Annotated in this window: 21 protein-coding genes and 4 tRNA genes; 18 read left to right on the top strand and 7 right to left on the bottom strand. The window is 60.5% G+C overall.

The window, feature by feature from the left end:
* Positions 1 to 135: 135 nt before the first annotated feature.
* Positions 136 to 990, bottom strand: a complete 855-nt coding sequence (gene folD, locus OO306_RS12945) for a bifunctional methylenetetrahydrofolate dehydrogenase/methenyltetrahydrofolate cyclohydrolase FolD (protein ID WP_027593957.1) — start codon at positions 988 to 990, stop codon at positions 136 to 138.
* Positions 991 to 1260: 270 nt separating this feature from the next.
* On the opposite strand from folD, the gene OO306_RS12940 reads away from it, so the two are divergent.
* The 4 genes from OO306_RS12940 (at position 1261) to OO306_RS12925 (ending at position 1702) form a co-directional block, all read left to right on the top strand.
* A tRNA-Arg gene (locus tag OO306_RS12940) sits at positions 1261 to 1337 on the top strand.
* Between the two features lie 40 nt (positions 1338 to 1377).
* A tRNA-His gene (locus OO306_RS12935) sits at positions 1378 to 1453 on the top strand.
* Positions 1454 to 1505: 52 nt separating this feature from the next.
* Positions 1506 to 1590 (top strand) — tRNA-Leu (locus OO306_RS12930).
* A 36-nt stretch (positions 1591 to 1626) separates the two neighbouring features.
* A tRNA-His gene (locus OO306_RS12925) sits at positions 1627 to 1702 on the top strand.
* 148 nt (positions 1703 to 1850) lie between these two features.
* Here OO306_RS12925 and OO306_RS12920 read toward each other — a convergent pair.
* Both OO306_RS12920 and OO306_RS12915 read right to left on the bottom strand, forming a co-directional pair.
* Positions 1851 to 2153, bottom strand: coding sequence for an XRE family transcriptional regulator (locus OO306_RS12920; protein ID WP_027593956.1), 303 nt, complete (start codon positions 2151 to 2153; stop codon positions 1851 to 1853).
* Complete coding sequence (locus OO306_RS12915; protein ID WP_265968923.1) at positions 2150 to 2506, bottom strand: type II toxin-antitoxin system RelE/ParE family toxin; 357 nt, start codon at positions 2504 to 2506, stop codon at positions 2150 to 2152. The genes OO306_RS12920 and OO306_RS12915 overlap by 4 nt, the downstream gene beginning before the upstream one ends.
* Positions 2507 to 2721: 215 nt before the next feature.
* On the opposite strand from OO306_RS12915, the gene OO306_RS12910 reads away from it, so the two are divergent.
* From OO306_RS12910 to OO306_RS12880, 7 genes are all read left to right on the top strand, one after another.
* The gene (locus tag OO306_RS12910; RefSeq protein WP_099453469.1) at positions 2722 to 3021 is read left to right on the top strand and encodes a DUF6388 family protein; all 300 of its coding nucleotides are present in this window, start codon (positions 2722 to 2724) and stop codon (positions 3019 to 3021) included.
* A gap of 247 nt (positions 3022 to 3268) precedes the next feature.
* Positions 3269 to 4582, top strand: coding sequence for a trigger factor (gene tig, locus OO306_RS12905; RefSeq protein ID WP_085273229.1), 1314 nt, complete (start codon positions 3269 to 3271; stop codon positions 4580 to 4582).
* Positions 4583 to 4673: 91 nt separating this feature from the next.
* Positions 4674 to 5315: an ATP-dependent Clp endopeptidase proteolytic subunit ClpP gene (clpP, locus tag OO306_RS12900; RefSeq protein ID WP_027593952.1), complete on the top strand. Its 642-nt coding sequence runs from the start codon at positions 4674 to 4676 to the stop codon at positions 5313 to 5315.
* Between the two features lie 108 nt (positions 5316 to 5423).
* Positions 5424 to 6707 (top strand): ATP-dependent Clp protease ATP-binding subunit ClpX, encoded by a 1284-nt coding sequence (gene clpX / locus OO306_RS12895; protein WP_033699106.1) that lies wholly within the window; start codon positions 5424 to 5426, stop codon positions 6705 to 6707.
* A gap of 166 nt (positions 6708 to 6873) precedes the next feature.
* The gene (lon, locus tag OO306_RS12890) at positions 6874 to 9270 is read left to right on the top strand and encodes an endopeptidase La (protein WP_027593950.1); all 2397 of its coding nucleotides are present in this window, start codon (positions 6874 to 6876) and stop codon (positions 9268 to 9270) included.
* A 152-nt stretch (positions 9271 to 9422) separates the two neighbouring features.
* Positions 9423 to 9695 carry an HU family DNA-binding protein gene (locus OO306_RS12885; protein WP_027593949.1) on the top strand — a complete coding sequence of 91 codons (273 nt, stop codon included), beginning with the start codon at positions 9423 to 9425 and terminating at the stop codon, positions 9693 to 9695.
* 182 nt (positions 9696 to 9877) lie between these two features.
* Entirely contained in the window at positions 9878 to 11749 is a 1872-nt protein-coding gene (locus OO306_RS12880; RefSeq protein ID WP_186679025.1) for a SurA N-terminal domain-containing protein, read from the top strand.
* 73 nt (positions 11750 to 11822) lie between these two features.
* Here the strand turns inward: OO306_RS12880 and OO306_RS12875 are convergent, their stop codons facing one another.
* Positions 11823 to 12863, bottom strand: coding sequence for a patatin-like phospholipase family protein (locus OO306_RS12875; protein ID WP_027593947.1), 1041 nt, complete (start codon positions 12861 to 12863; stop codon positions 11823 to 11825).
* Positions 12864 to 13025: 162 nt separating this feature from the next.
* On the opposite strand from OO306_RS12875, the gene OO306_RS12870 reads away from it, so the two are divergent.
* The 3 genes from OO306_RS12870 to OO306_RS12860 all read left to right on the top strand — a co-directional run bounded on the left by OO306_RS12870 (position 13026) and on the right by OO306_RS12860 (position 15001).
* Positions 13026 to 13304: a hypothetical protein gene (locus OO306_RS12870; protein WP_027593946.1), complete on the top strand. Its 279-nt coding sequence runs from the start codon at positions 13026 to 13028 to the stop codon at positions 13302 to 13304.
* Positions 13305 to 13318: 14 nt separating this feature from the next.
* Positions 13319 to 14086 (top strand): CHAD domain-containing protein, encoded by a 768-nt coding sequence (locus OO306_RS12865; RefSeq protein WP_265968920.1) that lies wholly within the window; start codon positions 13319 to 13321, stop codon positions 14084 to 14086.
* A gap of 117 nt (positions 14087 to 14203) precedes the next feature.
* Entirely contained in the window at positions 14204 to 15001 is a 798-nt protein-coding gene (locus OO306_RS12860; protein WP_238210589.1) for an acyl-CoA thioesterase II, read from the top strand.
* 16 nt (positions 15002 to 15017) lie between these two features.
* On the opposite strand, the gene OO306_RS12855 is transcribed toward OO306_RS12860, so the two are convergent.
* From OO306_RS12855 to OO306_RS12845, 3 genes are all read right to left on the bottom strand, one after another.
* Entirely contained in the window at positions 15018 to 15386 is a 369-nt protein-coding gene (locus OO306_RS12855; RefSeq protein WP_099453475.1) for an Mpo1-like protein, read from the bottom strand.
* Between the two features lie 88 nt (positions 15387 to 15474).
* The gene (locus OO306_RS12850) at positions 15475 to 16953 is read right to left on the bottom strand and encodes a methyl-accepting chemotaxis protein (RefSeq protein WP_265968919.1); all 1479 of its coding nucleotides are present in this window, start codon (positions 16951 to 16953) and stop codon (positions 15475 to 15477) included.
* 115 nt (positions 16954 to 17068) lie between these two features.
* A complete protein-coding gene (locus OO306_RS12845) occupies positions 17069 to 17866 on the bottom strand; it encodes a TatD family hydrolase (RefSeq protein ID WP_265968918.1) in 798 nt (265 codons plus the stop codon).
* Between the two features lie 158 nt (positions 17867 to 18024).
* Here OO306_RS12845 and OO306_RS12840 point away from each other — a divergent pair, with 158 nt between their 5' ends.
* The 4 genes from OO306_RS12840 to greB all read left to right on the top strand — a co-directional run bounded on the left by OO306_RS12840 (position 18025) and on the right by greB (position 20989).
* A complete protein-coding gene (locus OO306_RS12840; RefSeq protein WP_265968917.1) occupies positions 18025 to 19431 on the top strand; it encodes a transglycosylase SLT domain-containing protein in 1407 nt (468 codons plus the stop codon).
* A 112-nt stretch (positions 19432 to 19543) separates the two neighbouring features.
* The gene (locus tag OO306_RS12835; RefSeq protein WP_085273231.1) at positions 19544 to 19981 is read left to right on the top strand and encodes a DoxX family protein; all 438 of its coding nucleotides are present in this window, start codon (positions 19544 to 19546) and stop codon (positions 19979 to 19981) included.
* Between the two features lie 208 nt (positions 19982 to 20189).
* Positions 20190 to 20507, top strand: a complete 318-nt coding sequence (locus OO306_RS12830) for a hypothetical protein (RefSeq protein ID WP_027593938.1) — start codon at positions 20190 to 20192, stop codon at positions 20505 to 20507.
* An 11-nt stretch (positions 20508 to 20518) separates the two neighbouring features.
* A complete protein-coding gene (gene greB, locus OO306_RS12825; protein ID WP_099429931.1) occupies positions 20519 to 20989 on the top strand; it encodes a transcription elongation factor GreB in 471 nt (156 codons plus the stop codon).
* Positions 20990 to 21084 lie beyond the last annotated feature (95 nt).

Below are 21084 nucleotides of genomic sequence, written 5' to 3'. Positions count from 1 at the left end.
TTCATCGCTGTCTTGAAGACAGGTGCCGAACTTGTGGGAGCGGGTTTACCCGCGAAGAGGCCGGTGCAGCGAGCCTAAAACCTTCAGGCAAAAAAACGGCACCTGCAGCAGGTGCCGTTTTCATGTCATGCCTTGTTACTTATGCAGCTCTTCCGCCGCATACAGCGTGTTTTCCAGCAAGCACGCGCGGGTCATCGGCCCGACACCACCCGGCACCGGGGTGATCCAGCCCGCGCGCGGCAGGGCGGTCTCGTAGACCACATCGCCGACCAGCTTGCCGTCTTCCTGGCGGTTGATGCCCACGTCGATGACGATGGCGCCTTCCTTGACCCACTCACCCTTGACCAGCCCCGGCTTGCCGGCGGCCACAACCACCAGGTCGGCACGGCCGACGTGGCCGGCGAGGTCCTTGGTGAAGCGGTGGCAGACAGTGACGGTGCAGCCGGCCAGCAGCAGTTCCATGGCCATGGGGCGGCCCACGATGTTGGACGCGCCGACGATCACCGCATTCATGCCGTACAGGTCCTGACCGGTGCTTTCGAGCAGGGTCATGATGCCTTTGGGCGTGCACGGGCGCAGCAGCGGGATGCGCTGGGCCAAGCGACCGATGTTGTAAGGGTGGAAGCCATCGACATCCTTGTCCGGACGAATACGCTCGAGCAGCAGCGAGGCGTCCAGGTGCGCGGGCAGCGGCAGCTGCAGCAGGATACCGTCGACAGCCGGGTCATCATTGAGGCGGTCGATCAGGTCGGTCAGGGTTTGCTGCGTGGTTTCGCTGGGCAGGTCGAACGCCTGGGAAATGAAGCCGACCTCTTCACAGTCCTTGCGCTTGTGCGAAACATAGACTTGGGAGGCGGGGTCGGTGCCGACCAGGATCACAGCCAGGCCTGGGGTGCGCAGGCCTTGCTGGCGACGCTCCACGACACGTTGAGCGATCTGCTGGCGCAGGCTGGCGGCGATCGCCTTGCCATCGATTAGGTGTGCAGTCATAGACGCGTGATTAACCATCGAGAAGGAAACAATAAAGAGGGCACATTCTCGCACGACACGGCCCGAGGGCAAAGGCGGGTGGTCGGGCAAATCCCCTAACCCCTTAAATAATTTAAATTTTTTTGAGAAAGATGTTGACGACCCTGCGCCTCGACTATAACATTCGCCGCACTTGTCGGGCACTGCCTAGCACTGGTTGGCAAAGTCGGGCAGAATGAATGGTTTAGCGGTTCTCTGCTAAAGCATCGTTCGGTTAGGCTGATCGCTTATGCGCCCGTAGCTCAGCTGGATAGAGCATCCGCCTTCTAAGCGGATGGTCGCAGGTTCGAGTCCTGCCGGGTGCGCCATCAGGCAGCTTAGGCAAGCAAGTAGATGTACCGCAATATGGTGGGCGTAGCTCAGTTGGTAGAGCGCCGGATTGTGATTCCGGTTGTCGTGGGTTCGATTCCCATCGTCCACCCCATATTTTACAGAGGCGCCTTGATAGTATCTGGCGCCTTTGTTTTAAGCGTTACGCGGACGTGGTGAAATTGGTAGACACACTGGATTTAGGTTCCAGCGGCGCAAGCTGTAAGAGTTCGAGTCTCTTCGTCCGCACCATGCTTCTGTAAGGTTGTACCGCAACACCGCAATATGGTGGGCGTAGCTCAGTTGGTAGAGCGCCGGATTGTGATTCCGGTTGTCGTGGGTTCGATTCCCATCGTCCACCCCATATTTTTCGAAGGCGCCTTGATCGTAAGATCGGGCGCCTTTGTTTTTTGCGTTTCATGTTGGCGGGTGGGGCGTCTTTTTGTGAAGGGGCTGCCTGCAGCGGCCTCTTCGTCGTGTTTTTTGCCTGGCAGGTCAGGGGCAGGTCGTGCTCACGCCGGGGTGTGTTCCTTGTCTGGCACCAGTCGCACCTCCACACGCTGCCCAAGGGCTCTGGCTGCACTGGCCAGGGTGGCCAGTGTCATACCTGGGTCGTTCTGGTCCAATGCTCTGTCAATCGCTGTTCTGCTGGTGTGCATGCGTTCAGCCAGCGCCTTCTTGCTCATCTTTTTGGCTTTCATGGCCTCGGCTATCTGCCAGGCAATGACGCGTTTGAGTGCGGTTGCGGAAACCTCTTCTGCAAGGTCCTGCTCTGCCAGGAAGTCTTCGAAGTTGGAGCCGATGTGTGGGTTCATCTGTTATCCCTCTTTAGTGCAGCTTTACGCTGCCTGGCAGTTTCCAGGTCGATCGTGGGTGTTTTTCGGCTTTTTTTGATGAAGCCGTGGAGCAGGATCATCGTCTTTCCTGTTGTGGTGAAAAGCACGCGGGCAATGGTGTCGACGAGATTCACCCTGATCTCCCAGAGGTCTTTCTCAAGCTTTCTTACGAGTGGCATGCCGATTGGCCATCCGATTTGGACTGTTTTGATCTCGGTGCCGATCAAGTGCTTGTAAGTGCGGGGCAATGAGGTCAGCCAATCGCGTACCGGCTCGTTACCTGCTTCGGTGCGATAGAAGTGAGCCTCCAGTGGCATGGTTTTCTTGTTCATGGAATAGTACCAAAAAAGGTACTCCATTCAACCTGCAGAAGCCCTCTCGCGGTATAGGCGTATTCCTACGGCCTGGTAGGCGCAGTCTCTGACGTGGGGGTTTTTGGGTGGGATCTACATGCACCCCCTTGCAATCCTCTGGTGACACCCCAATAAAAGCTGATAGATTTCAGCCGGTTGAAACACCGGCCCCGCGGTCGGCAGAGGATAACCCCATGATTGCAAAAGAAGCCCGTCAGGCCCTGGCGCTGCAGCGCTTCGCCGAAGCCAATCCGCAACTGCTCGAAGAAATCCGCGAGTTGGATGCGCGTGAGCAAGCTCAGCAGATCGAGTGGGCGTTCGAAGATGCGGCGCAGGAGCAGGGCATCGAGCCTTGGGAGCTGGCGCTGCAACTGATCGCCGAAAGCCCCGAGCAACTGCAGGCCATGCGCCTGGAGACCCATCGCGAGGTCGCTGAGGCGCTGGGCATGGCGTGGGAAGAGTACTGCCAGTTCAACGAGATCGACCCTCAATAAAGGAAGCGATTTCGTAGGCTGCAGTTGTTTGACAAGTTATTACGGCTGCGCGTCGCCAAAGGCGTTGCGCAGCCTCAATTGAAAGGGGCTCGGCGGTAAGCCGTGCGGGCCTTGCAAGTTAATCGACCGGCGTGGTTTCCCGTCGTCCCGAGTGGGGTGACTTCTGCTGCGCGACTCACTAGAATGCTTGCCCTTGATTCTGGAGTCGGGCTAACGCCGGCTAACGTCTGTGCAACGAGGAATATCCATGCAAGTTTCTGTTGAAAACACTTCCGCTCTCGAGCGCCGCATGACCATCGCCGTCCCGGCCGAGCGCGTCGAGACCGAAGTCAACAAGCGTCTGCAACAGACTGCCCGTCGTGCCAAGGTTGCAGGCTTCCGTCCTGGCAAGGTACCGATGAGCGTGATCCGTCAGCGTTTCGAAGCTGACGCCCGTCAGGAAGTGTTCGGTGATCTGGTCCAGTCTTCGTTCTACGAAGCCGTGGTCGAGCAGAAGCTGAACCCGGCCGGCGCTCCAGCCGTCGAGCCGAAGTCCTTCGAAAAGGGCAAGGACCTGGAATTCGTCGCAATCTTCGAAGTGTTCCCAGAGTTCACCGTTGCTGGCCTGGAGTCGATCAACGTCGAGCGCCTGAGCGCCGAAGTGGCTGACGCCGACCTGGACAACATGCTGGAAGTCCTGCGCAAGCAGAACACCCGCTTCGAAGAAGTTGATCGCGCCGCGCAGAACGACGACCAGGTCAACATCGACTTCGTCGGCAAGGTCGACGGTGAAGTGTTCGCTGGCGGTTCGGCCAAGGGCACCCAACTGGTTCTGGGCTCCGGCCGCATGATCCCAGGCTTCGAAGAAGGCCTGGTCGGCGCCAAGGCTGGCGAAGAGCGCGTTGTCAACGTGACCTTCCCAGAGGACTATCAGAACCTGGACCTGGCCGGCAAGGCCGCCGAGTTCACCATCACCGTCAACAGCGTTTCGGCCCCTGCGCTGCCTGAGCTGAACGAAGCCTTCTTCGCTCAGTTCGGCATCAAGGAATCGACCCTGGAAGGCTTCCGCGCCGAAGTTCGCAAGAACATGGAGCGTGAGCTGCGTCAGGCAATCAAGGCCAAGGTCAAGAACCAGGTCATGGACGGTCTGCTGGCTGCCAACCCGATCGAAGTGCCAAAAGCCCTGCTGGAAAACGAAGTCAACCGTCTGCGCGTGCAGGCTGTTCAGCAGTTCGGTGGCAACATCAAGCCTGAGCAACTGCCAGCTGAGCTGTTCGAAGAGCAAGCCAAGCGCCGTGTGGTCCTGGGCCTGATCGTCGCTGAAGTGGTCAAGCAGTTCGAACTGAAGCCAGACGAAGGCAAGGTTCGCGAAATGATCGAAGAAATGGCTTCGGCTTACCAAGAGCCTGAGCAGGTCATCTCCTGGTACTACAAGAACGACCAGCAACTGAACGAAGTCCGTTCGGTTGTGCTGGAAGAACAAGTTGTAGATACTGTTCTGCAGAAAGCGACTGTGACCGACAAGTCGGTCTCGTACGAAGAAGCCGTAAAACCAGCCCAGGCACCTGCCGAAGCCGAGTAATACGCTACTCTCGTAGGAAACCCCCACAAGCCAGCCTTCGCGCTGGCTTGTGCGTATTCAAGCCATGACTATTTGGGAGTGAGCGCAGGACATGTCCCGCAATTCTTATATTCAGCAGAGCTCTGACATCCAGGCCGCAGGCGGCCTGGTCCCGATGGTTATCGAGCAGTCCGCCCGTGGCGAACGCGCTTACGACATCTACTCGCGCCTGTTGAAGGAGCGTGTGATTTTCCTGGTTGGCCCGGTAGAGGATTACATGGCCAACCTCGTCGTAGCGCAGATGCTGTTCCTCGAAGCGGAAAACCCGGACAAGGATATCCATCTGTACATCAACTCGCCGGGTGGCTCGGTCACCGCTGGCATGTCGATCTACGACACCATGCAGTTCATCAAGCCGGACGTTTCGACCATCTGCATCGGCCAGGCCTGCAGCATGGGCGCGTTCCTGCTGACTGCCGGTGCCAAAGGCAAGCGTCACTGCCTGCCGAACTCGCGCGTGATGATTCACCAGCCGCTGGGCGGCTTCCAGGGCCAGGCTACCGATATCGAGATCCATGCCCAGGAAATCCTCAATATCAAGGCGCGTCTGAACGAGCTGCTGGCCTACCACACTGGCCAGGATCTGGAGACCATCAAGCGCGACACCGAGCGTGACAACTTCATGAGCGCCTCGCGCGCGGCCGAGTACGGCCTGATCGACTCGGTATACGACAAGCGGCAACTGGCCTCCTGATCCCAGGGGCCAGAGCAGGTGGGTGCCGAAAGCGCCTACCTGCGGACTTGAAAAAGCCCGCAATTGCCTTCATCTTGTGTTGCAAGCCTACCGGATTGGATCGATCGAATGACTGACACCCGTAACGGCGAGGACAGCGGCAAATTGCTCTATTGCTCCTTCTGCGGCAAAAGCCAGCACGAAGTGCGCAAATTGATTGCCGGGCCCTCGGTATTTATCTGCGACGAGTGCGTCGACCTGTGCAACGACATCATCCGTGAGGAGGTGCAGGAAGCCCAGGCCGAGAGCAGCGCGCACAAATTGCCTTCGCCGAAAGAAATCAGCGGCATCCTGGACCAGTACGTGATTGGTCAGGAGCGCGCCAAGAAGGTGCTGGCCGTAGCGGTATACAACCACTACAAGCGCCTTAACCAGCGTGACAAGAAGGGCGACGAAGTCGAACTCGGCAAGAGTAACATCCTGCTCATCGGGCCTACTGGCTCGGGCAAGACCCTGCTCGCCGAAACCCTTGCACGCCTGTTGAACGTACCGTTCACCATTGCCGATGCCACCACCCTGACCGAAGCCGGTTATGTGGGTGAGGACGTCGAGAACATCATTCAGAAACTGCTGCAGAAGTGCGACTACGACGTGGAAAAGGCCCAAATGGGCATTGTCTACATCGACGAAATCGACAAGATTTCGCGCAAGTCGGACAACCCGTCCATCACCCGTGACGTCTCGGGCGAAGGCGTGCAGCAGGCGCTGTTGAAGCTGATCGAAGGCACCGTTGCTTCGGTTCCACCGCAAGGTGGGCGCAAGCACCCGCAACAGGAATTCCTGCAGGTTGATACCCGCAACATCCTGTTCATTTGCGGTGGCGCGTTCTCTGGCCTGGAAAAGGTCATCCAGAACCGCTCCACCAAGGGTGGCATCGGCTTCAGTGCAGAAGTACGTAGCAAGGAAGAAGGCAAGAAAGTTGGCGAGTCCTTGCGTGAAGTTGAGCCGGACGATCTGGTCAAGTTTGGCCTGATCCCAGAGTTCGTCGGCCGTTTGCCAGTACTGGCGACGCTCGATGAGCTGGACGAGGCTGCGTTGATGCAGATCCTCACCGAGCCGAAAAATGCACTGACCAAGCAGTATGCCAAGCTGTTCGAGATGGAAAGCGTCGACCTCGAGTTCCGCAGCGATGCGCTCAAGGCCGTTGCTCGCAAGGCTCTGGAGCGCAAGACTGGCGCCCGTGGTCTGCGTTCCATCCTCGAAGGCGTGCTGCTCGACACCATGTACGAGATTCCTTCGCAGAAGGATGTCAGCAAGGTGGTGATCGATGAGAGCGTCATCGAAGGGACGTCGCAGCCGCTGATGATCTACGAGAACAGCGAGCCGCAAGCCAAGGCCGCACCCGACGCCTGATTCAGGTGATGCTTGGGTGATGGTTGCAAGCAAGAAAGGGGCCTACGGGCCCCTTTCTGCTTTTCCTGCGCAAGCGCTTGTAATTTCCCAAGCGTGCCCCCACATTAGGTCCAAGCATCATTTCCACCGGTTTCCGGCCATCAAGGCCGCTGTTAGAGGCGAAATCATGAAGACCACCCTCGACTTGCCTCTTTTGCCATTGCGCGATGTCGTTGTTTACCCGCACATGGTCATCCCGCTGTTTGTGGGGCGCGAAAAATCCATTGAAGCCCTAGAGGCCGCGATGACGGGCGAGAAGCAGATTTTGCTGCTGGCCCAGAAAAACCCAGCCGATGACGATCCAGGCGAAGATGCCTTGTACCGCGTCGGCACCGTTGCCACCGTACTGCAATTGCTGAAACTGCCTGATGGCACCGTCAAGGTGCTGGTAGAGGGCGAGCAGCGTGGCGCGGTAGAGCGCTTCACGGAAGTGGAAGGGCACATCCGTGCCGAAGTCTCCCTGATCGACGAAGTCGACGCCGCCGAGCGCGAGTCGGAGGTCTTCGTGCGCACGTTGCTGTCGCAGTTCGAACAGTACGTGCAGCTGGGCAAAAAAGTCCCTGCCGAAGTACTGTCCTCGTTGAACAGCATCGAAGAGCCTGGGCGCCTGGTCGATACCATGGCCGCGCACATGGCGCTGAAAATCGAGCAGAAGCAGGAAATCCTCGAGATTGTCGACCTGGCGACACGCGTCGAGCACGTGTTGGCGTTGCTGGATGCCGAAATCGACCTGTTGCAGGTCGAGAAGCGCATCCGTGGTCGGGTCAAGAAGCAGATGGAGCGCAGCCAGCGCGAGTACTACCTGAATGAGCAGATGAAGGCCATTCAGAAAGAGCTCGGCGATGGCGACGAAGGCCACAACGAAGTCGAAGAGCTGAAAAAGCGCATCGAAGCCGCTGGCCTGCCCAAAGATGCCCTGACCAAGGCCCAGGCCGAGCTGAACAAGCTCAAGCAGATGTCGCCGATGTCGGCCGAGGCTACGGTGGTTCGCTCCTACCTCGACTGGCTCGTGCAGGTGCCGTGGAAGGCCCAGAGCAAGGTGCGCCTGGACCTGACCAAGGCCGAGGAAATCCTCGATGCCGACCACTATGGCCTGGAAGAGGTCAAGGAACGCATTCTCGAATACCTTGCCGTGCAAAAGCGCGTCAAGAAAATCCGCGGCCCGGTCTTGTGCCTGGTCGGCCCGCCTGGCGTCGGTAAAACCTCGCTGGCCGAGTCGATTGCCGCTGCCACCAACCGCAAGTTCGTGCGCATGGCCCTCGGCGGTGTGCGTGACGAGGCCGAGATCCGTGGCCACCGCCGCACCTACATTGGCTCTATGCCAGGTCGTCTGATCCAGAAGATGACCAAGGTCGGCGTGCGTAACCCGCTGTTCCTGCTCGACGAAATCGACAAGATGGGCAGTGACATGCGTGGCGACCCTGCCTCGGCGCTGCTCGAAGTGCTCGACCCTGAGCAGAACCACAACTTCAATGACCACTACCTGGAAGTCGACTACGACCTCTCGGACGTGATGTTCCTGTGCACCTCCAACTCGATGAACATCCCGCCAGCGCTGCTGGACCGGATGGAGGTCATCCGTCTGCCGGGCTACACCGAAGACGAGAAGATCAACATCGCAGTCAAGTACCTGGTGCCCAAGCAGGTCAAAGCCAACGGCTTGAAGAAGGAAGAGCTCGAGGTCGATATCTCGGCGATCCGCGACATTATCCGCTACTACACCCGCGAAGCCGGAGTGCGGGGTCTGGAGCGGCAAATTGCCAAGGTCTGCCGCAAGGTGGTCAAGGAACATACCGGCCAGAAGCAGGTCAAGGTCAAGGTGTCCAGCGAGCAGCTCGAGCACCTGCTGGGCGTGCGCAAGTTCCGCTACGGCCTCGCCGAGCAGCAGGATCAGATCGGCCAGGTAACCGGCCTGGCATGGACCCAAGTGGGCGGCGAGTTGCTGACCATCGAGGCCGTGGTCATCCCTGGCAAGGGCCAGCTGATCAAGACCGGTTCCCTGGGCGATGTCATGGTCGAGTCGATCACTGCCGCGCAGACCGTGGTACGCAGCCGCGCCCGCAGCCTGGGCATCGCAGCCGACTTCCACGAGAAGCACGATGTGCACATCCACATGCCTGAAGGTGCTACGCCGAAGGATGGCCCGAGTGCCGGTGTTGGCATGTGCACCGCACTGGTGTCGGCGTTGACGCAGATTCCGGTGCGTGCCGATGTGGCCATGACCGGCGAGATCACCCTGCGTGGCCAGGTGCTGGCCATTGGTGGGCTGAAGGAAAAACTGCTGGCGGCACACCGTGGTGGTATCAAGACGGTGATCATTCCCGAGGAGAATGTTCGCGATCTGAAGGAGATTCCGGAAAATATCAAACAGGATCTTCAGATCAAACCGGTCAAATGGATTGACGAAGTCCTGCAAATTGCGCTGCAATACGCCCCGGAGCCCTTGCCAGATGTGGCTCCGGAGATTGTCGCGAAGGAAGAGAAGCGCGACAGCGACGCGAAGGAAAGAATCAGCACGCATTAGTAGTTTTTGGCTGGGGGGCTTTCCTTGACAGTTTTTTCGGGGCCTTGCTATAAAGCGGCACGCTATTGTTATCAGGCCACCCAGCACTCGTTTGATACGCTTTTCATTACATACTTAGAAACAAACTCAATAGAGAAATAAGGGGACTTAGAGTGAACAAGTCGGAACTGATTGACGCTATCGCTGCATCGGCTGACATTTCCAAAGCTACCGCAGGTAAGGCTCTGGACGCTGTGATCGACTCCGTAACGGGTGCCCTGAAAGCAGGCGACGACGTCGTTCTGGTTGGCTTCGGCACCTTCTCGGTCAAGGAGCGCGCCGAGCGCACCGGCCGCAACCCGCAAACCGGCAACGCCATCAAAATCGCTGCTGCCAAGGTTCCAGGTTTCAAGGCTGGCAAAGGCCTGAAAGACGCCGTCAACTAAGTCGTCTCTTTCAGCCGGGCCCGGCTTCGCCAGGTCCGAGCACGTTAAGGCGGGTCGCAAACGTTCCCGCCTGACACGTTTGCTAAGAAAAGGCGCATCCTCGGATGCGCCTTTCTTTTATCAGGATTCTACCCACGCTCCGCGGTTGTCGACGCAGTGGTACAGCCGTTTCTGGGGGACGCATGCTGCAAAATATCAGGGACAATTCACAAGGTTGGATTGCCAAGACCATCATCGGCCTAATCGTCGTGTTGATGGCGTTGACCGGCTTCGAGGCCATTTTCCAGGCTGCCAGCCATAGCCAGGACGCCGCCAAGGTGAACGGCCAGACCATCAGCCAGAACGAGCTGAGCCAAGCGGCCGACATGCAGCGCCGCCAGCTGATGCAACAGCTGGGCAAGGATTTCGACCCTGCACTGCTGGATGACAAGCTGCTGCGTGATGAGGCGCTCAAAGGCCTGATCACCCGCAAGCTGTTGTTGCAAGGTGCTGAAGATGCCAAGTTCGCCTTCTCCGAGGCCGCGCTGGATCAAGTGATCCTGCAAACCCCGGAATTCCAGGTTGACGGCAAGTTCAACGCCGATCGTTTCGACCAGGTCATTCGCCAGATGGGCTACGGCCGCCTGCAATTCCGCGACATGCTCGCCGAAGAAATGCTCATTGGCCAATTGCGTACCGGCCTTGCCGGCAGCAGCTTCGTCACTGACAAGCAGGTCGAGGCGTTTGCACGCCTTGAGAAGCAGACCCGTGATTTCGCCTCCCTGACCTTCAAGGCCGACCCGGCCGCGGTCAAGGTCAGCGAAGAAGAGGTCAAGGCGCACTACGAGAAGCATGCCAAGGAATTCATGTCGCCCGACCAGGTGGTCATCGATTACATCGAGCTGAAAAAGTCGGTGTTCTTCGACCAGGTCAAGGTCAGCGACGACGAACTCAAGGCCCAGTACGAGAAAGAAATCGCCAACCTCGCCGAGCAGCGCCATGCCGCGCACATTCTCATCGAGGTCAACGACAAGGTCACCGACGCCCAGGCCAAGGCCCGTGCCGAAGAGATCGAGCAGCGCCTGGCCAAGGGTGAAAACTTCGCCGCACTGGCCAAGGAGTTCTCCCAGGACCCAGGTTCGGCCAACAGCGGTGGTGACCTTGGCTTCGCCGGCCCGGGCGTGTACGACCCAGCCTTCGAAGATGCTTTGTACAAGCTGAAGGATGGCCAGGTATCGGCCCCGGTTCGCACCGAGTTCGGTTACCACCTGATCAAGCTGCTGGGTGTCGAGGCGCCGGAAGTACCGAGCTTTGCCAGCCTGAAAGACAAGCTCACCCGTGACCTGAAGATCCCGCTGGTGGAACAGCGCTACGTCGACGCCAGCAAGCAGTTGCAGGATGCCGCGTACGAGGCGTCTGACCTGGCTCAGCCGGCACAGGACCTGAACCTGAAGGTGCACACCTCCGCAGCCTTCGGCCGTGAGGGTGGCGAAGGTATCACCGCCAACCGTGCAGTGGTCCAGGCGGCGTTCTCGGAAGAAGTGCTGGAAGAGGGTGCCAACAGCACCGCCATCGAGCTCGATCCGGAAACCACCGTGGTGCTGCGCGTCAAGGAGCACCGCAAGCCAGAACAACTGCCGCTGGAAGCCGTGGCCAAGAACATCAGCGAACACCTGGCCAAGGAGAAGGCGACTGCCGAGCTCAAGACCAAGGCGGACAAGCTGATTGCCGGCCTGCGTGATGGTTCTGTTGCCGCTGGCAGCGTCCATGAAGGGCAGGGCTGGAAAGCCTACGAGGCGGTGACCCGCGGTGAGGAGGGTATCGACCCGGCCGAACTGCAGGCCGTGTTCCGCCTGGGCAAGCCGCAAGCCAAGGACAAGCCGGTGTACAGCAGCGTGGTCCTGGGCGATGGCAGCCTGGTTGTCTTGCAGCTCAAAGGTGTCAACGAAGGCGCCGCCGCCACCGACGAAGAGAAGCAGCAGATTCGCCGCTACCTCGCGTCGCGTGCCGGCCAGCAAGACTTTGCGGCTTACCGCAAGCAGCTGGAAGCCAATGCCGATATCACCCGTTACTGAGTGATCACTGCATGACAAGACAGGCCGCATAATGCGGCCTGTCTTGTTTCTGGCCTTTTGTACGAGCGGTCTCCTAGCGCTTCACCCCTTCGTAGTTGTCCAGCGTGTCCCGCGCAATCTCCCGCCCCAAGGCGATCAGCTCGGGGGCCTTGTAGAACTCGAAGAACCGGCACACCCGCTTCGGTACGTTGATCAACACATCTGGCGGGTAACCGGCGATCTTGTACTGCGCCAACGACGTCTGCATCACCTCGAAGCTCTGGTTGATCAGGTCCAGCAGCGAAGCCGGCCCCACGTTGTCGATGATGAACGAGCCGGTGGCCGACTTGGGTGCGCCTTCGCGCTCGGGCGCGGCCGCGGGCTGCTGGCCTTCCGGGTCGGCGACGTCCGCCAGCCATGGGCTGGGTGGGGCCAGGCCTTCGGCAACGATTTCCTGTTCGATACGTATCAGTTCTTCCGCCGGCTTGCGCCGGAACGGCAGGCGCGACCCCAGTGAGCTAAGTAGCGAATCGAAGCGCATCTTGAAGGCTGCCGGGCGTTCGATCACCGGCAACTGGTACTGCTTCTGGTTGGTGGCGTTGAGGTTGACCGCGATGATCAGGTCGCAGTGGCTGGACACCACCGGCACGATCGGCAGCGGGTTGAGAATGCCGCCATCGACCAGCATGCGGTTGCCCTGCATCACTGGGGTGAACAGGCTAGGGATCGCCGCCGAAGCGCGCATGGCCTGGTGCAGGCAACCTTCCTGAAACCAGATTTCCTGCTGGTGGGTGAGGTCGGTGGCTACGGCGGTGTAGGGAATGCGCAACTGTTCGATGTTGATGTCGCCGACGATTTTGCGGATCTGTCCGAAAACCTTGTCACCGCGGATCGCACCGAGGCGAAAGCTGACGTCGACCAGGCGCAGTACATCCAGATAGTCGAGGCTTTCGATCCAGTTGCGATACTCGTCGAGTTTGCCGGCGGCGTAGATGCCGCCAATCACTGCCCCCATGGAGCAGCCGGCAATGCAGGCAATGTCGTAGCCGCGCCGCTCTATTTCTTCGATCACCCCGATATGTGCATACCCTCGTGCACCCCCCGACCCCAACACCAGCGCCACGCGTTTACTCATGATTTTCCCTCAGCCTGTGCAACCATGGTTTAACAATGCACCCATTGCTGCCTGTGCTTCAATGTAGACCGCGCTGATCTACGCTAAGCAAAGCCCACACGCGGGCACTTTTTGCTTGCCCATGCGTCGAACAGCCACTCTTTTGACTTTGAGGAATTACCGATGAAAGCCTGGATCTGCCTTCCACTGATTGCCCTGGCCCTTGCTGGCTGTGCGGGCAAGACGGCCTACCGTGACAGCTGCGCGACCCAGCTGGATGCCGCCTGGAAGGAGCTCGACCTGGCCAAGGCCGAAGGGTTTGCCGGTACTGTCAGTTATTCGAAGGCGTTGTCGCTGCTGACGGGGGCCAAGACCCAGCAGCAGTTCGAAGGTTTTGAAGGGTGTACCAAGAAGGCCGAGAAGGCCCGTTTCTACATTCGTGAGTCGCGCGCTGGCCGCTGACCGAGGAGCGTCCCATGTCTGCCATGCTCGATCATGTCGTGTCACAAATCCTGGCCTTGCAAGTGCGCCTGCTGGCCTGCCGCGAGCGGCTTGCCGCGGATACCGACAGCGAGGCACTGCACGACCTGCGCATCGCTGTACGGCGCTTGCGCAGCCTGCTGCGGCCGCTGCGGGGGTTGCCGGGTGTCGAACAGCTGGAGGGCGCTGCCAAGTCCCTGGGCACATTGACGACGCCGTTGCGTGACCGGGAGGTGCTGGCGGCCGAGTTGGTCGAGCGGGGCTTGGTCGAGGCCGGGCAGCGGCGGCTGGCAGGGCGGGGCAAGGCCTTTGCCAGTGTCGCTGGTAGCCCGCAACTGACCCGTCTGCTGGCGATCGTGGATGTGTTTCCGTTGTTCCTGCGTGCGGCGGATCGCGAGGGCCTGGCGGGTGCGCTGGAAAAACGCATCGACAAACGCCTGGTTCAGCAATGGCGCAAGCTGCGCAAGGCACTGGCCGATCCGGCCCACGATCGGCATCGGCTGCGGCTGTTGATCAAGCGTGCACGCTACGGTGATGAGGCGTATCCGCAGCTTGAGCATGCCGGAAAAAAACTGCAACGCCTGCTGAAAAAGGCCCAGGGCGACCTGGGCACTTGGCATGACCGCCTGCAATGGTTGCTGCAAGCGCGCGAGCACGCCGACCTGGCGCCGTGCAAGATCGACTGGGAGCAAGAGCTGCATGAGGCGGAGCGTCAATCCGACCTCACGCTGGAGGCTTTGCAGGTGGCGTTGAAGCAGCGATAGCCCGGCATATGACCGATTTAGGGCCTGATCGGTGTAGGCGGGCTGGTTAGTATGTTTCGATGCAGGGCGCGTGCACTACGTGCCCCCAGATCGATACGCTGCAGGAGCCTACGTGCGATGAACTTCACTGAACTGCTCGACGCCGTGCGAGCGAATGCTGAATCGGTAACCGTCCCCCCGACATGGGCCCAGGGCCGCGCGGCCTTCGGCGGGTTGATGGCTGCCATGGTCTATGAGGCAATGCGCCTGAAGTTGACCGATGACCGCCCTGTGCGCTCCTTGGCCATCAGCTTCGTGGCGCCTGCGGCGGCGGATGTACCGATTTGTTTCGAGGTCGACGTGCTGCGTGAGGGCAAGGCTGTCAGTACCTTGCTTGGCCGAGCGGTGCAGGAAGGGCAGGTGGTGACGCTGGTACAGGGCAATTTCGGTGCAGGCCGCCCCTCGGTGGTCAACATCCAGGCGCAACCGGCGTTTGCCATGAAGCCGCTGGAGCAAGCTGCCCCAGAGCTGCCTTACATCAAAGGCGTGACCCCGGAATTCATGCGCCATGTAGCCCTGCGCTGGGCGGTGGGTGGGCTGCCGTTCAGTGGCAACGATTCACGGCAGATGGGCGGCTGGGTACGCTTGCGCGACATCGCCGACGAAGCGTTGAACGTGTCTCACCTGCTGGCTTTGGTAGATGCTTGGCCACCGAGCCTGTTGCCGCACCTGAAACAGCCGGCAGCCGGCAGTACGCTGACCTGGACCATCGAATTCATCCAGCCCACACCAAAGCTGTCGACACTGGACTGGTGCCGCTATTGCGTCGAGACCGAGTACGCGCGTGATGGTTATGGGCATGCCGCCGCCGCGCTCTGGTCGGAAAAGGGCGAGTTACTGGCGCTAAGCCGCCAAACGGTTACAGTTTTCGCCTAGATGTCCTCTACAGCCTTCAGTGGCGATGCTTGTGCCGTTCGCGCCAGGCCCGCCACCAGGCACCGCTCAATACAAAGCGTGGAAAGGTGATGAACTGTTCGGTCAGCAGGCGCTGTACGGCGTCCTTGCGGTTGGCAAACGGCTCGGGTTGTTGCGCTTCCAGTCGATGCCCGTGTCGTTGCAGGCCCAGGCCAGCGATTAGAGAAATGATGCCAACGGCAATCTGACCCAGGTCCAGGGCAAACAGGCCGGACAGCACCAGCAGCACACCGAGAATGAACAGAGGTACGGCAATCAGGTGCAGCGCCAGGTTGGTCGGGTGGCGATGGTTATGGTGATAGCCACGCCATTGCCAGGCGGGCAGATTGGGCAGGCGTTTGCTCATGGGCATTTCCTCTCGGTCATGCCCAAAGCTTAGTGCGGCCCCGGGGAGGGGGCCAATCGAGCCTGGCTATCGTGACACGCTAAAGTGACTATAGCTTGAGCTGGCCTATGGCCTTGTTCAGTTCGCCAGCAAGGGTCGCTAATTCGTTGCTGGTGGTGGCCGAGCCGACGGTCTGTTGCACGGTGTGTTCGGTGACATCACGGATGCTCACCACCGCCCGGTTCATTTCTTCGGCCACCTGGCTTTGCTCTTCGGCAGCTACGGCGATTTGGGTATTGCTTTCGCGCATCTGCGCCACTGCACCGGTAATCTCGGCCAGCGCCTCACCGGCTGCCTGGGCCTGTTTAACGCAATCGTCGGCCTTGTACGAGCTTTCCTGCATGAACTCCACTGCATCGCGGGTGCCGGACTGAAGCGCGGAGACCATGGTGGTGATCTCGTCGGTCGAGGTCTGCACGCGTTTGGCCAGGTTGCGTACTTCATCGGCGACCACCGCGAAGCCGCGGCCCAAGTCGCCCGCGCGTGCTGCTTCGATGGCGGCGTTCAGTGCCAGCAGGTTGGTTTGCTCGGCAATGCTGTGGATCACCCCCACCACGCCGTTGATCTTCTGGCTGTCCTCGGCCAGTTGGCGGATCATCTCGGCGGTCTGCTGCACGCCGCTGGACAGCCCTGCGATCGAATCTTGTACGCGGCTGACCACTTCCTGGCCGCTGCCGGCGAGCGTATCGGCCGTCTGCGACAGGTCGCGGGTAGCGCCGGCATGCTGGGCAATGTGGTGCACCGTGGCCGACATCTCGTTGATGGCCGTGGCGGCCTGGTCGGTTTCGCTTTGCTGGCCGAGCATGCCGTGGCGCACGTCGTTCATGCTAGACGCCAGGCGCGCTGCGCCGGCGTCGAGTTGCGCGGCGGTGAGGGCCACGGTGCTGACCACACGGTGGTAGGTCGACTGCATGGCATTGAAGGCCCCGGCCATCTGGCCGACTTCGTCGCCACATGCCAACGGCACCCGCGCCGACAGGTCGCCGGTCTTCTCCACGTGCAGCATGACGTCCTTGAGGGTGTTGAGCTGGCTGAGCAGGAAGCGGATCAGCAACTGCGAAGCTCCGAGCATGGCCAGCATCAGGATCAGTACGCACACGGCGTAGTTGGTGAAGCGTTCGAAGAACACCTGGCGCACGCTTGGTGACTGGGCCACTACGGCAACCTGCTGGTCGCCGTGTTGCAGCACCTGGGCGCCGCGCAGCGGGTTGTCGCCCAGCAGCCACGCGGCGGGCAGGTCGACCCAGCCCTGGGCATTGCGCAGGGCTTCGATCGGTTCGCCAGCAAAACTTGGCGTCTGGCCCGGCAACCAGCTGATGACATTGGCTTGCCGGGGCAGCGCTTGCCCGGCAGGCCAGGCGGACAGCAGCTGGGCTTGTGCCGCAGCTTGCGCCTGGGCCGCGTCGGCGCGGGCGCGTTGCTCCAGGTGCACGGCGTAGAGCACCAGCAGCAAGGTCGTGACAAAGGCCACCGCGTTGACGGCCCAGAACTTGTACTTCAGGGAAACATTGCTAAGCCAGGCACCCATGGGCAGGTCTTCTCTGAGTTGAGCGGAAACAATATCGGCAAGGTGCCATCATTGTGCCTGCACCCGACAGAGGCATTCTTGATATGTATCAAGAAAAAACAGGGCAGGGGCCAGCTCAGACTAGTCGAAAGAATGCCCGTGCAGCCGCCGTCGTATGGGCTGCCGTGTGCTCCACGGGCTCGCCCCGGTGCAACGCTACTTCCCTCAGCACCTCCGGCAGAAACGCCGGTTCGTTACGGCCGTTTTTAGGCTTGGGCCTCAGGCTGCGCGGCAGCAGGTAGGGCGCATCGCTCTCGAGCATCAGGCGGCCTTCCGGGATGTTGCCGACCAGGGGATGCAGGTGCGTTCCGCGGCGTTCATCGCAGATCCAGCCGGTTATGCCGATGTGCAGGTCCATGTCCAAATAGGCGAACAATGCTTCACGCTCGCCGGTAAAACAGTGCACCACGGCACCGCTCAGGTGGTCGCGGTAGCCCTTGAGGATGGCCAGTAAGCGCTCGCTGGCATCACGTTCGTGCAGAAACACCGGCAAGCCCAGTTCGGCAGCGAGCGCCAGTTGAGCTTCCAAGGCCTTTTCCTGCAGCGGGCGAGGGGAGAAGTCGCGGTTGAAGTCAAGGCCGCATTCGCCGACTGCCCGTACCCGCTGCTCATTCAGCAATTGGCGCAGCTGACGCTCGCTGTTGGCATCCCAGGATTTGGCATCGTGAGGGTGCACGCCAGCGGTGGCGAACAGGTGTTCAGCGCTTGCATCCAGCTGCTGGCACAGCTCCAGCGCCTGCTCGCTGACCGCCAGGCTGGTGCCCGTCAGGACCATCTGCGCCACGCCAGCTTCGATGGCGCGCTCGACGATGGCCGCCTGTTGGTCGTGGAAACTGCTGTTGGTCAGGTTGACGCCGATATCGATCAGTTGCATGGTGCTATCTCGTGCCGCGGGGCGGCCAGCATAGCAAAATCCGCGTTTTTCGGAAAAAACCAAGAACTTCATGCTGTTGCCGTGGTCTTCTGCCGTCATTTATCACGAAGCGGCGATGCCACATGAACGCCGCCCACCGACCTCGGACACGCTCTCGCATGCTGCGATACTTGCTGACCTTCCTGCTGATGCTTGGGCTGACCACTGCCGGTGCTGCCCACGCACGCCTGCCAGGGCCGCAGCAAAATATCCCGCCCAGCAAGCTGCGTGACCTGCAGCAGATCCGTAGCAGCAAGGTGCTGCGGGTGTTGGTCAATCAAAGCCGCAACAGCTCTGGCGAGGTCAAGGGCGAGCCGGTCGGCATCGAATACTATCGCCTGCGCGCGCTTGAGCATTACCTGAATGCTCGGGCTGGCGATGGGCAGCAGATTCAGTTGAAACTCATCCCCCGCGCCAAAGAGCAGTTGCTGGGTGCCCTGCAGCGCGGCGAAGGGGACTTGGCTGCCCCGGGTGAACTGCTCGACCCGGTGGTGGTGCGGGGCGTCAGCAGTAGCGCGCCGGTGCTCGACCAGGTGCCGCTGATGCTGGTCGGGCGCAAAGGCGAGCGCGGCTTCAGCCATGTCGAGCAGTTGTCGGGGCGTACGGTCGCCTTGACCAGTGCCAGTGCCGCCGGGCCTTTGATCCAGCAGGTGAACCAGCAATTGGCCTTGCGCAAGCGTGCGCCGATCAAGGTGGAGTGGGTCGACTCGACCCTGGCGGTGGAAGACGTGCTGGAAATGGTCCAGGCCGGTATCTATCACCTGACAGTGGTCGAGCGCCCGATTGCCCTGCGTTGGGCCAGGGTGATGCCGCGTCTGCGCCTGGACAGCCGTGTGCACCTGGGGGCGCCGCAAGCCATGCGCTGGTACGTGGGGCGCGACGCCCCGCAACTGCTGGCCAGCGTCGATCGCTTTCTGCAGGGTTACCGCGCACCGGATAACCAGGATGCCGCGTTCGAGCGCATCTACCGTCGCCAGTACCGCGTACACAACCCCTTGGCGAGCAAGGATCGGCAGCGGCTGAGCGCAGTGCGTGCGGTGCTGCAGAAGCATGGCGAGGCGCAGCAGATCGACTGGCTCAACCTGGCCGCGCTCGCCTTCAAGGAATCGACACTCAACCCATCGGCCCGCGGCACGGGCGGCGCCCATGGCCTGATGCAGATTACCCCGTCGGCCGCGCAACGGGTCGGGGTGAGCAATACCGCCACGGTCGATGGCAACGTCCAAGCCAGTGCCCGCTACCTGGCGCTGATCCGGCGCAAGTTCTTTGCCAGTGCCCAGATCAACGAGCGAGAGCGCATGGCGTTTGTGCTGGCGGCCTATAACCTGGGGCCTGAACGGGTCCAGGCGATGCGTGCCGAAGCCCGCCGTCGGGGGCTCAACGGCAACCAGTGGTTCTTCCAGACCGAGCGTATTGCGATGGAGCAGGTGGGCATGGGGCCAGTCAACTTCGTCAACAGTGTCAACAAGTACTTCCTGGCGTTCAACCGTGAGCGTGCTGTTCTGGAGCGAGTAGCCAAGCGCTGACAAATCGATTTTGTTGATTGTTATGTTGGGGTTTTTGCGATTTTCATATTCATTGAATTGATTATGATGGCGCCATTCCAACACAACTTCCCGGATTCAAGGACGCCACATCATGAACACCACCTCCCTCAACGCAGTGATCGCAACCCGTGCAGGCGCTGGCCTCAGCGTGATCCGTATCCTGGTCGGCATCATCTTCATGGCGCATGGCGCGCAGAAGCTGTTCGGCCTGTTTGGCGGCTATGGCCTGGAGGGCACCGGCCAGTGGATGGAAAGCATCGGGCTGGCACCGGGTTACCTGATGGCCTTGCTGTCTGGCAGCGCCGAGTTCTTCGGCGGCCTGGCCCTGGTGATCGGCCTGCTGGCACGCCCAGCGGCCCTGGCGCTGACGGTCACCCTGGTGGTGGCGATCTTTTCGGTGCACATCGGCAACGGCCTGTTCATGGCCAACAACGGTTATGAATTTGCCCTGGCGCTGCTGGCCGGCACCCTGGCGGTGATGATCGAAGGTGCAGGTCGCTTCTCCCTCGACCGCCTGATCGCCCGCTGACAGGCCCCGGGCCTCAAGCTGCATCGTGCAGCTTGAGGCTTGAATCTTTGCGCTTGTAGCTCTAGCATACCGCCTGCGCCGATTTAAACAGCTACTTGCGGGGCGCAGGAGAGGCCCCCTCCGGGTCATCCGAAATACCGCTAAAGCGCTGGTTCGGTGACGCCTCCCACCGCTGCCCAGCGGGATTCGCGAGGCGGAGAGAAGCACCATGAGTTGCCCACGTAGCCCACGTACTAGCGTCTGTTTGAGCCCGTTGCCTGCAAACGAGGCCTCCCGCACACCGCGCATCCTGCTCGGTGGCCAGCATCAGCCTACCCTTTTGCGTCATCTCGAAGGCCTTTCACGTCGCAAGGGCCAGGCGCGTGCCTTTCTAATCCAGTTCACCGAAACCTGCTGCCATCTCGCGCAGTACGGCAACGACCGTTTCGATTTGGCGGTCATTCAGGCCCCGGCCTCTGCCGAGGCTGCCGAAGTCATTGGCCATCTCACCCGCATCGCTCGTCAAGGCCTGATCACCCGCCGTTGAGGAGAACGCAGTTGAGCACCAACATCATCACCACCGAAGGCCATGAGGCCCTGAAAAAAGAGCTGGATCACCTGTGGCGTGTCTACCGCCCCGAGATCACCCAGAAGGTGACCTGGGCGGCATCGCTGGGTGATCGCAGCGAGAATGCCGATTACCAATACAACAAGAAGCTGTTGCGCGAGATCGACCGTCGGGTCCGGTACCTGCGCAAGCGCCTTGAGGATGTAAAGGTCGTGGCGTATTCGCCAGAGCAGGAAGGGAAGGTGTTTTTCGGTGCCTGGGTCGAGATCGAGAACGACGAGGGCGAGACCAAGAAGTTTCGCATTGTCGGGTATGACGAGATCTATGGGCGTAACGACTACATCTCGATCGACTCACCCATGGCCCGTGCCTTGCTCAAAAAGGAGGAGGGCGACGAGGTGGTGGTGCAGACCCCGACCGGCGACGCGGCCTGGTACGTCAACAGCATCAGCTACGTGTAGGAACGGCCCTAGGGGTATAACGCGGTCGATGTGGGAGCGGCCTTGTGCCGCGATGGGCCGCAGAGCGGCCCCAGCATTCTTAAGTGAACAGCATC

Source organism: Pseudomonas sp. DCB_AW, from assembly GCF_026240895.1.
In the GTDB taxonomy this organism is placed as follows: Bacteria; Pseudomonadota; Gammaproteobacteria; order Pseudomonadales; family Pseudomonadaceae; genus Aquipseudomonas; species Aquipseudomonas kermanshahensis.
This window is presented reverse-complemented; position numbering and strand designations above follow the sequence as displayed.

Coding starts and splice junctions, on each gene's coding strand:
- lon (WP_027593950.1), top strand. CDS start 6,874: ATGAAGACCACCCTCGACTTGCCTCTTTTGCCATTGCGCGATGTCGTT.
- OO306_RS12870 (WP_027593946.1), top strand. CDS start 13,026: ATGAAAGCCTGGATCTGCCTTCCACTGATTGCCCTGGCCCTTGCTGGC.
- OO306_RS12830 (WP_027593938.1), top strand. CDS start 20,190: ATGAGTTGCCCACGTAGCCCACGTACTAGCGTCTGTTTGAGCCCGTTG.
- clpP (WP_027593952.1), top strand. CDS start 4,674: ATGTCCCGCAATTCTTATATTCAGCAGAGCTCTGACATCCAGGCCGCA.
- OO306_RS12910 (WP_099453469.1), top strand. CDS start 2,722: ATGATTGCAAAAGAAGCCCGTCAGGCCCTGGCGCTGCAGCGCTTCGCC.
- tig (WP_085273229.1), top strand. CDS start 3,269: ATGCAAGTTTCTGTTGAAAACACTTCCGCTCTCGAGCGCCGCATGACC.
- OO306_RS12855 (WP_099453475.1), bottom strand. CDS start 15,386: ATGAGCAAACGCCTGCCCAATCTGCCCGCCTGGCAATGGCGTGGCTAT.
- OO306_RS12845 (WP_265968918.1), bottom strand. CDS start 17,866: ATGCAACTGATCGATATCGGCGTCAACCTGACCAACAGCAGTTTCCAC.
- OO306_RS12835 (WP_085273231.1), top strand. CDS start 19,544: ATGAACACCACCTCCCTCAACGCAGTGATCGCAACCCGTGCAGGCGCT.
- OO306_RS12865 (WP_265968920.1), top strand. CDS start 13,319: ATGTCTGCCATGCTCGATCATGTCGTGTCACAAATCCTGGCCTTGCAA.
- OO306_RS12840 (WP_265968917.1), top strand. CDS start 18,025: ATGCTGCGATACTTGCTGACCTTCCTGCTGATGCTTGGGCTGACCACT.
- OO306_RS12860 (WP_238210589.1), top strand. CDS start 14,204: ATGAACTTCACTGAACTGCTCGACGCCGTGCGAGCGAATGCTGAATCG.
- clpX (WP_033699106.1), top strand. CDS start 5,424: ATGACTGACACCCGTAACGGCGAGGACAGCGGCAAATTGCTCTATTGC.
- OO306_RS12915 (WP_265968923.1), bottom strand. CDS start 2,506: ATGAACAAGAAAACCATGCCACTGGAGGCTCACTTCTATCGCACCGAA.
- OO306_RS12850 (WP_265968919.1), bottom strand. CDS start 16,953: ATGGGTGCCTGGCTTAGCAATGTTTCCCTGAAGTACAAGTTCTGGGCC.
- folD (WP_027593957.1), bottom strand. CDS start 990: ATGACTGCACACCTAATCGATGGCAAGGCGATCGCCGCCAGCCTGCGC.
- OO306_RS12880 (WP_186679025.1), top strand. CDS start 9,878: ATGCTGCAAAATATCAGGGACAATTCACAAGGTTGGATTGCCAAGACC.
- OO306_RS12920 (WP_027593956.1), bottom strand. CDS start 2,153: ATGAACCCACACATCGGCTCCAACTTCGAAGACTTCCTGGCAGAGCAG.
- OO306_RS12875 (WP_027593947.1), bottom strand. CDS start 12,863: ATGAGTAAACGCGTGGCGCTGGTGTTGGGGTCGGGGGGTGCACGAGGG.